The organism is Natronomonas sp., from assembly GCF_047616845.1.
Lineage (GTDB): Archaea > Halobacteriota > Halobacteria > Halobacteriales > Haloarculaceae > Natronomonas.
The window spans coordinates 1-5,795 of sequence record NZ_JBLGBY010000081.1; the positions used below are offsets into that span (position 1 = coordinate 1).

The window sequence follows — 5,795 nt, forward strand, 5'->3', positions numbered from 1 at the left end:
TTGTGGTGTGGGTCTCGAGAAGCGGTGAAAGCAGACAGAACGGGTCGCGGGCGTTATTCGATGAGGAAGTAAACCTGCTTGCGGGCGTCGTGGAAGGAGTACCGGGAGTCGACGAGGTCTTCTTCCTCGAGACGGTTCAGCGCGTAGCGAACCGTGCGGTCGGGGAGCAGCGACTCCTCGGCGAGTTGGCCCTGCGAGAGGGGGGAGGCGTCCTCGAGGACTTTCGCGACGAGTTTCGCACTCGGGGGGAGCTCCCGCAGCGTCTCGCGGAACTCCGGGTCTGACAGCGGTGATTCTGACTGGCGTGAGCGTTCCTCTGTGGTCGTGCTCATACGAACCCGTGGGTGAAACCTACTGGTAAAACTTCGCTATATGTGTGACAAAACAATACGTACACTCAAATGTGTATAATGGCCCCTTATACTCCTGCACCTTACACAATATGCGCTGGCAATTCTCGCGGCAAAAATCAGTACGAACGGCCCCGGAATTGAACCGACAGGGATGAACCATCCGTTTACTGCCGGGCGCCGATATTGTCGGGGAAGTGAGGGATTATCCCACGGAACCCACGACACATACGCAAACCGATGGTTTGGTCGTCGAACGAGCCGTGAACCGCTTCGTTCGGCGTCGCTGCCACAGTGGCACGCGAGCGCGTCTCCTGCATCCAGCATTCTTTTATGGCCCGGGTGGGTCGATTTGAGTAGCGTGAAGGGACAGGAGTGGTACCAGGCGGACGATATCGCGGAGGCGTACGAAGACAAACGCTTCTCGCAGGGAGGCCGTGTTATCGACCGCCGCGAGAAGGAAGCCGTCGTGGACGCGCTGGCGCCGCTCGAGGACAAACGCGTGCTCGAAGTCGCCTGCGGCACCGGCCGTTTCACGGTGATGCTCGCAGAGCGGGGTGCAGAAATCGTCGGAATGGACATCTCCGAGGCGATGCTCGAGCAGGGTCGAGCGAAGGCCCACGCCGCCGGCGTCGACGACACTCTCTTCTTTATGAAGGGTGATGCCGGCCGACTCCCGTTCCCCGACAACCACTTCGACGCCGTCTTCGCGATGCGATTCTTCCATCTCGCCCCCGACCCCGAGGGATTCATCCGGGAGATGCGCCGGGTTTCGAAAGAGCAGGTGTTCTTCGATACGTTCAACCGCTACTCGACGCGGTCGATCTACAACTGGGCGCTCCCGATGGGGTCGCGGCTCTACTCCGAGCGCGAGGTGCGTGAACTCCTCGTCGGTGCCGACCTGGAGTTGGCCGACGCCGACCACGATTTCGTCGTCCCCTACGGCTTTTATCGTGCGGTTCCGGGGTGGGTCGCCCGCCCGTTCCGCGCGCTCGATTCGGCCGTCGGGCGGACGCCGCTCGGCGACCGCCTCGCCTCCGTTTCCTACTGGGACGCCCGTGTCTCGGAGTGACGGGGACGGAGCGCACCCGCGGAACTTTTAGTCACGCGGCGCGCTAACCGGGGTATGGACGTCTCGGTGGTGATTCCGACGCTGAACGACTGCGAGGAGCTTTGCGGCTGTCTCGACGCGTTGGCCACCGAAACACCCGAAGAGCTCGTCGTCGTCAACGGCCCCTCCACCGACGGCACGAGCGGGATGGTTCGTGACCGCGACGACGTCGACGTACTCGTCGAAACCGACGACAGAAACGTCAACGTCGCCCGCAACGCGGGGATCGACCGCGCCCGCGGGGACGCCGTCGCCTTCGTCAACCCCACGATGACCGTCGAATCGGGATGGCTCGACGCGCTCGTCGAGGCGCTGGCCGACGCCGTCGCCGTCACCGGCCCGACCCACGAGGAACTTCGAGCCGGCGTCGCCACGGACACCGTCGAAGACCGAACGATTCGCGGCCGCTCGGTGACGTATTTCAACGGCGGCAACGCCGCGTTCACCCACGGGGTGCTTGAGCAACTGGACGGCTTCGACGAGTATCTCGACGTCGGCGGCGCCCGTGATGCCGCCCACCGACTTGCAGGTCTCGGCCACGGCGTCGCGTGGGCGGCCGGCATGTGCGTCTCCCGTGAGGCTGCGACCGACGGCGGCAGAACCGAACGCGACTGGCGCGAACGCTATCGCTCACTCTCCTATCGGCTCGCGAAGAACTACGGCATCCATCCGACGGTGCCGGTGCGGACGGTTCGACACGCCCTCTCCGATGCTGGAACCGCACTCCGCGATGTTGCCAGCGGCGAGGCGAAACCAACCACGTGGTTTGGCAACGGCCGTGACGTCGTCGTCGGCAGCGTTCGCGGGACTGCCGACGGCCTTCGGGCACGCTACGCCGACCGGTCGCCGCGACGGAACCCGAACGGCTGGTCGTCCCGTGCCGACCGGGCCGTCGCGGTGTACGACCGCCGGTAAAAACCCACCGACTATAATCCGATAGCAACCGTCCCGTCTCCCGGCTGTTACGCAATACTTATATAGAACCGCTGACGACATTAGCAATGAACATGTCACAGCAGATGCGCCAGCGGCGCGGACAGCCGCTTTTCATTCTTAACGAGGACACGGAGCGTACCCGTGGCAAGGACGCCCAATCATCGAACATCACCGCCGGGAAGGCCATCAGCGAGTCCGTACGGACGACGCTCGGCCCCCGAGGGATGGACAAGATGCTCGTCTCCGACTCCGGTGACGTCGTCATCACGAACGACGGCGCCACCATCCTCCAGGAGATGGACATCGAACACCCGGCGGCCCAGATGATCGTCGAGGTCGCCGAGACACAGGAAGAGGAGGTCGGCGACGGCACGACGACTGCGTCCGTGCTCGCCGGCCAGCTGCTCGCACAGGCCGAAGACTTACTCGACGACGACGTCCACCCGACGACCATCGTCGAGGGGTACCGCACCGCCGCCGACTTCGCGCTCGAGGCCATCGAGGATATCACGCTGACCGACGAACTCGACGACGACGTGCTCGCGTCCGTCGCCGAATCGTCGATGACCGGCAAAGGAACCGGTGACATCGACGCCGCGGCGCTCGCCGAGACCATCGTCGCCGCGATTCGCCAGGTCGAAACCGACGCCAGTATCGACCGCGACGCCATCACCATCCGCACGCAGACCGGTGCTGGCGCGTCCGCGACCGAGCTCGTCCAGGGCGTCATCAGCGAGGAAGAGCCGCTCCACGAGGACATGCCCCGCAGCGTCGAGGACGCAACCATCGGTGTGCTCGACCTCGACCTCGAAGTTCGCGAGGCCGAAATCGACGCCGAGTACGACATTTCCGATGTCGACCAGCTCAACGCCGCCATCGAGGCCGAGGAAGGCGAACTCCGGAGCTACGCCGAGTCCGTCGCCGACGCCGGCATCGACATCGCGTTCGTTACCGGCGACATCGAAGACCTCGTCGCCTCCTACCTCGCGAAGGACGGCATCCTCGCGTTCGACTCCGTCGACGACGACGAAGCCCGCTCCATCGCGCGAGCGACCGGCGCCCGCACCGTCGGCACCCTGAACGATATCGAGGAGGACGACCTCGGGCGTGCCGACTCCGTCAGCGTCGAGACGTTCGGCTCGAACGAACTCGCCTTCATCGAAGGCGGCGCTGCCGCGGAGACGGTCACCGTCTTCGCCCGCGGCGGCACCGAGCACGTCGCCGACGAACTCGAGCGCGCACTGCGTGACGCCCTCGACGTCGTTACGGCCGCCCTCGACGCCGGTGGCGTCGTCCCCGGCGCTGGCGCGACCGAAATCGCCATCGCCGACCACATCCGCTCGAGCTCGGCTCGCGTCGAAGGCCGTCGCCAGCTCGCCATCGAGGCGTTCGCCGACGCCGTCGACGTCCTGCCGCGCACGCTCGCCGAGAACGCCGGTGTCGACCCCATCGACGCGCTCGTGGAACTCCGTTCGACCCACGACGCCGAGGGCCGTGCCGGCCTCATCACCGAAGGTGAGGGTGGCAACGTCGGCAACCCCGTCGAAGCCGGTATCCTCGACCCCGCCGCCGTCAAGCGCGAGGCCGTCGAATCCGCCACCGAGGCGGCGACGATGATCGCCCGCATCGACGACGTCATCTCCGCGAAGTAACGCGTCGTTTCACCCACCACTTTTTCGCGCGCTCACCGTTCAGTCGCTTCTGGGTCGAACCGCGTGCCGTCCGGCGCGTTTTTCATCGCTCGACATGTCCATCCACTATGGAACGACTCACGGACGAGACGGTCATCGTCACGGGCGCGAGCCGCGGCCTCGGCGCGTCGATGGCTAACCGGTTCGCACGCGAGGGCGCAAACACGGTTCTCACTGCTAGAAGTGAAGCCGACCTCCGCGAGGTGGCTGCCGACGCCGACGGCGAGACGCTCGTCGTCCCGGCCGATGTTACCGACGAGGCGTCCGTCGAGGCGCTCGTCGAGACGACTGTCGCGGAATACGGCGACCTTACGGGCCTCGTGAACAACGCCGGCGTCGGGATGTTGAGCCTCTACGACGAACTCCGGGACGTGACCGAGATTCCGGTCGAGGACTGGCGGCGCATTTTGGCGGTCAACGTCACGGGCGTGTTCCTCTGTTCGAAACACGCCGTCCCCGAGATAGCCCAGGGCAACATCATCAACATCTCCTCGGGGCTCGGCCGCCGTGGTGCGGCCGGCTGGGGGCCGTACGTCGCCTCGAAGTGGGCCCTCGAGGGCTTCTCGCGGACGCTCGCAGCGGAAGTCGAACCCGACATCAACGTCAACTGTCTCGACCCCGGCGGCCGCGCGGAAACGGGCTTTTGGAACCACTTGCCAGAAGACGAACGCGAGTCGATCCTCGACCCGGACGTCATGGACGACGCCGCGGTGTCGCTGCTTGCACAAGAACCCGGCAGCGTCACGGGCGAATCGATGACGGCCGAGGAGTGGGAAGCGCGACTGTAATCACGCAGGGTCGGTTTCCCCGGCCTCCTCATCGCTGTCGCGTTCCGCTTCCTTGCGGCGCTTGCGGTCGGCGGCGAGTTCGCGGTCGATGTCGTCTTCGAACGCCGAGGTGGGTTCGACGGTGACGACGTTGCCGCCGCCGGGGTCGACGACCATCACCTCTTCTCCTTCGGGGATTTCGCCGTCGAGAGGGCGGGCCTGATAATACGGATTGAAGCCGCCGCTATCGAGTTTCACCTCGCCGCCGTGCTTCGTGACGCGTTCGGTGACGCGGCCGGTCTTCCCCCGGAGTGATTTCGAGTCGCTGGTCTGTCCAGCCCCTTTCCCACCGTAGAAGTCGAACTCCCGGTACACGTAGAAGGCGGCGCCGCCGGTGATGAGGACGACGGCGGCCAAAACGAGCGGCAGCGCGACGCTCGGCAACACGCCGCCGAGCGAGAGCCCCACCAGGCCGGCGGCGAGGAGCGCGATGCCAACGACGATGAAATGGGCGCCGGGGGCGAACGCCTCCAGAATCACCAGTGCCGCGCCCACGAGAACGAGCAGGAACGGCACGGAGTAGCCGAACAGTTCCGCCATAAGCCGTGGTACGTCCCCACGTGGGTTAACGCTTCGCTTCCAGCGGGGTCAGCCGATGACGAGTCGCGAGAGGAGGAACAGCGCAAGGGCGACGCCGAGGAGGACGAACGCCGCAGACTCGAGTGAGGGGTTGCCGGGTTCGAGCGGCTCGTTGCGCCGCATTTCGGCCTCGCGTTCGGCTTCCGCCTCGGCTTCCCGAACCTCGATGTCTTCGAGCGTGAACCGCCACTGGGAGTCGTCGCCAGGCTCCTCCTCGGCGCCGGACACCGACCCCTCACTGTCGCTCATACGTTCGCTAGTGGGACGGCCCGCAAAATGGCTGTCGGGACGCCGACGGCCG

The 5,795-nt window shown here is 65.6% G+C and carries 7 protein-coding genes; 4 read left to right on the forward strand and 3 right to left on the reverse strand.

What is annotated here, in order from left to right; translation table 11 throughout:
* Positions 1–53 precede the first annotated feature (53 nt).
* Positions 54–332 carry a MarR family transcriptional regulator gene (locus ACI8UR_RS12015; RefSeq protein WP_411716298.1) on the reverse strand — a complete coding sequence of 93 codons (279 nt, stop codon included), beginning with the start codon at positions 330–332 and terminating at the stop codon, positions 54–56.
* 379 nt (positions 333–711) lie between these two features.
* Here ACI8UR_RS12015 and ACI8UR_RS12020 point away from each other — a divergent pair, with 379 nt between their 5' ends.
* From ACI8UR_RS12020 to ACI8UR_RS12035, 4 genes are all read left to right on the forward strand, one after another.
* The gene (locus ACI8UR_RS12020) at positions 712–1,422 is read left to right on the forward strand and encodes a class I SAM-dependent methyltransferase (RefSeq protein ID WP_411716299.1); all 711 of its coding nucleotides are present in this window, start codon (positions 712–714) and stop codon (positions 1,420–1,422) included.
* Positions 1,423–1,476: 54 nt separating this feature from the next.
* Entirely contained in the window at positions 1,477–2,376 is a 900-nt protein-coding gene (locus ACI8UR_RS12025) for a glycosyltransferase family 2 protein (RefSeq protein ID WP_411716300.1), read from the forward strand.
* A 92-nt stretch (positions 2,377–2,468) separates the two neighbouring features.
* Positions 2,469–4,049, forward strand: a complete 1,581-nt coding sequence (gene thsA, locus ACI8UR_RS12030; RefSeq protein ID WP_411716301.1) for a thermosome subunit alpha — start codon at positions 2,469–2,471, stop codon at positions 4,047–4,049.
* 107 nt (positions 4,050–4,156) lie between these two features.
* The gene (locus ACI8UR_RS12035; protein ID WP_415087916.1) at positions 4,157–4,876 is read left to right on the forward strand and encodes an SDR family NAD(P)-dependent oxidoreductase; all 720 of its coding nucleotides are present in this window, start codon (positions 4,157–4,159) and stop codon (positions 4,874–4,876) included.
* Here the strand turns inward: ACI8UR_RS12035 and ACI8UR_RS12040 are convergent, their stop codons facing one another.
* Together ACI8UR_RS12040 and ACI8UR_RS12045 are read right to left on the reverse strand one after the other, a co-directional pair.
* Positions 4,877–5,455, reverse strand: coding sequence for an NfeD family protein (locus ACI8UR_RS12040; RefSeq protein WP_411716288.1), 579 nt, complete (start codon positions 5,453–5,455; stop codon positions 4,877–4,879).
* A 48-nt stretch (positions 5,456–5,503) separates the two neighbouring features.
* Positions 5,504–5,743 carry a hypothetical protein gene (locus ACI8UR_RS12045; protein WP_411716289.1) on the reverse strand — a complete coding sequence of 80 codons (240 nt, stop codon included), beginning with the start codon at positions 5,741–5,743 and terminating at the stop codon, positions 5,504–5,506.
* Between the last annotated feature and the right edge of the window lie 52 nt (positions 5,744–5,795).

Bases quoted from the DNA above. Each gene is read 5' to 3' on its own strand.
- ACI8UR_RS12040 (WP_411716288.1), bottom strand. From the start codon at position 5,455: ATGGCGGAACTGTTCGGCTACTCCGTGCCGTTCCTGCTCGTTCTCGTG.
- ACI8UR_RS12015 (WP_411716298.1), bottom strand. From the start codon at position 332: ATGAGCACGACCACAGAGGAACGCTCACGCCAGTCAGAATCACCGCTG.
- ACI8UR_RS12035 (WP_415087916.1), top strand. From the start codon at position 4,157: ATGGAACGACTCACGGACGAGACGGTCATCGTCACGGGCGCGAGCCGC.
- thsA (WP_411716301.1), top strand. From the start codon at position 2,469: ATGTCACAGCAGATGCGCCAGCGGCGCGGACAGCCGCTTTTCATTCTT.
- ACI8UR_RS12045 (WP_411716289.1), bottom strand. From the start codon at position 5,743: ATGAGCGACAGTGAGGGGTCGGTGTCCGGCGCCGAGGAGGAGCCTGGC.
- ACI8UR_RS12025 (WP_411716300.1), top strand. From the start codon at position 1,477: ATGGACGTCTCGGTGGTGATTCCGACGCTGAACGACTGCGAGGAGCTT.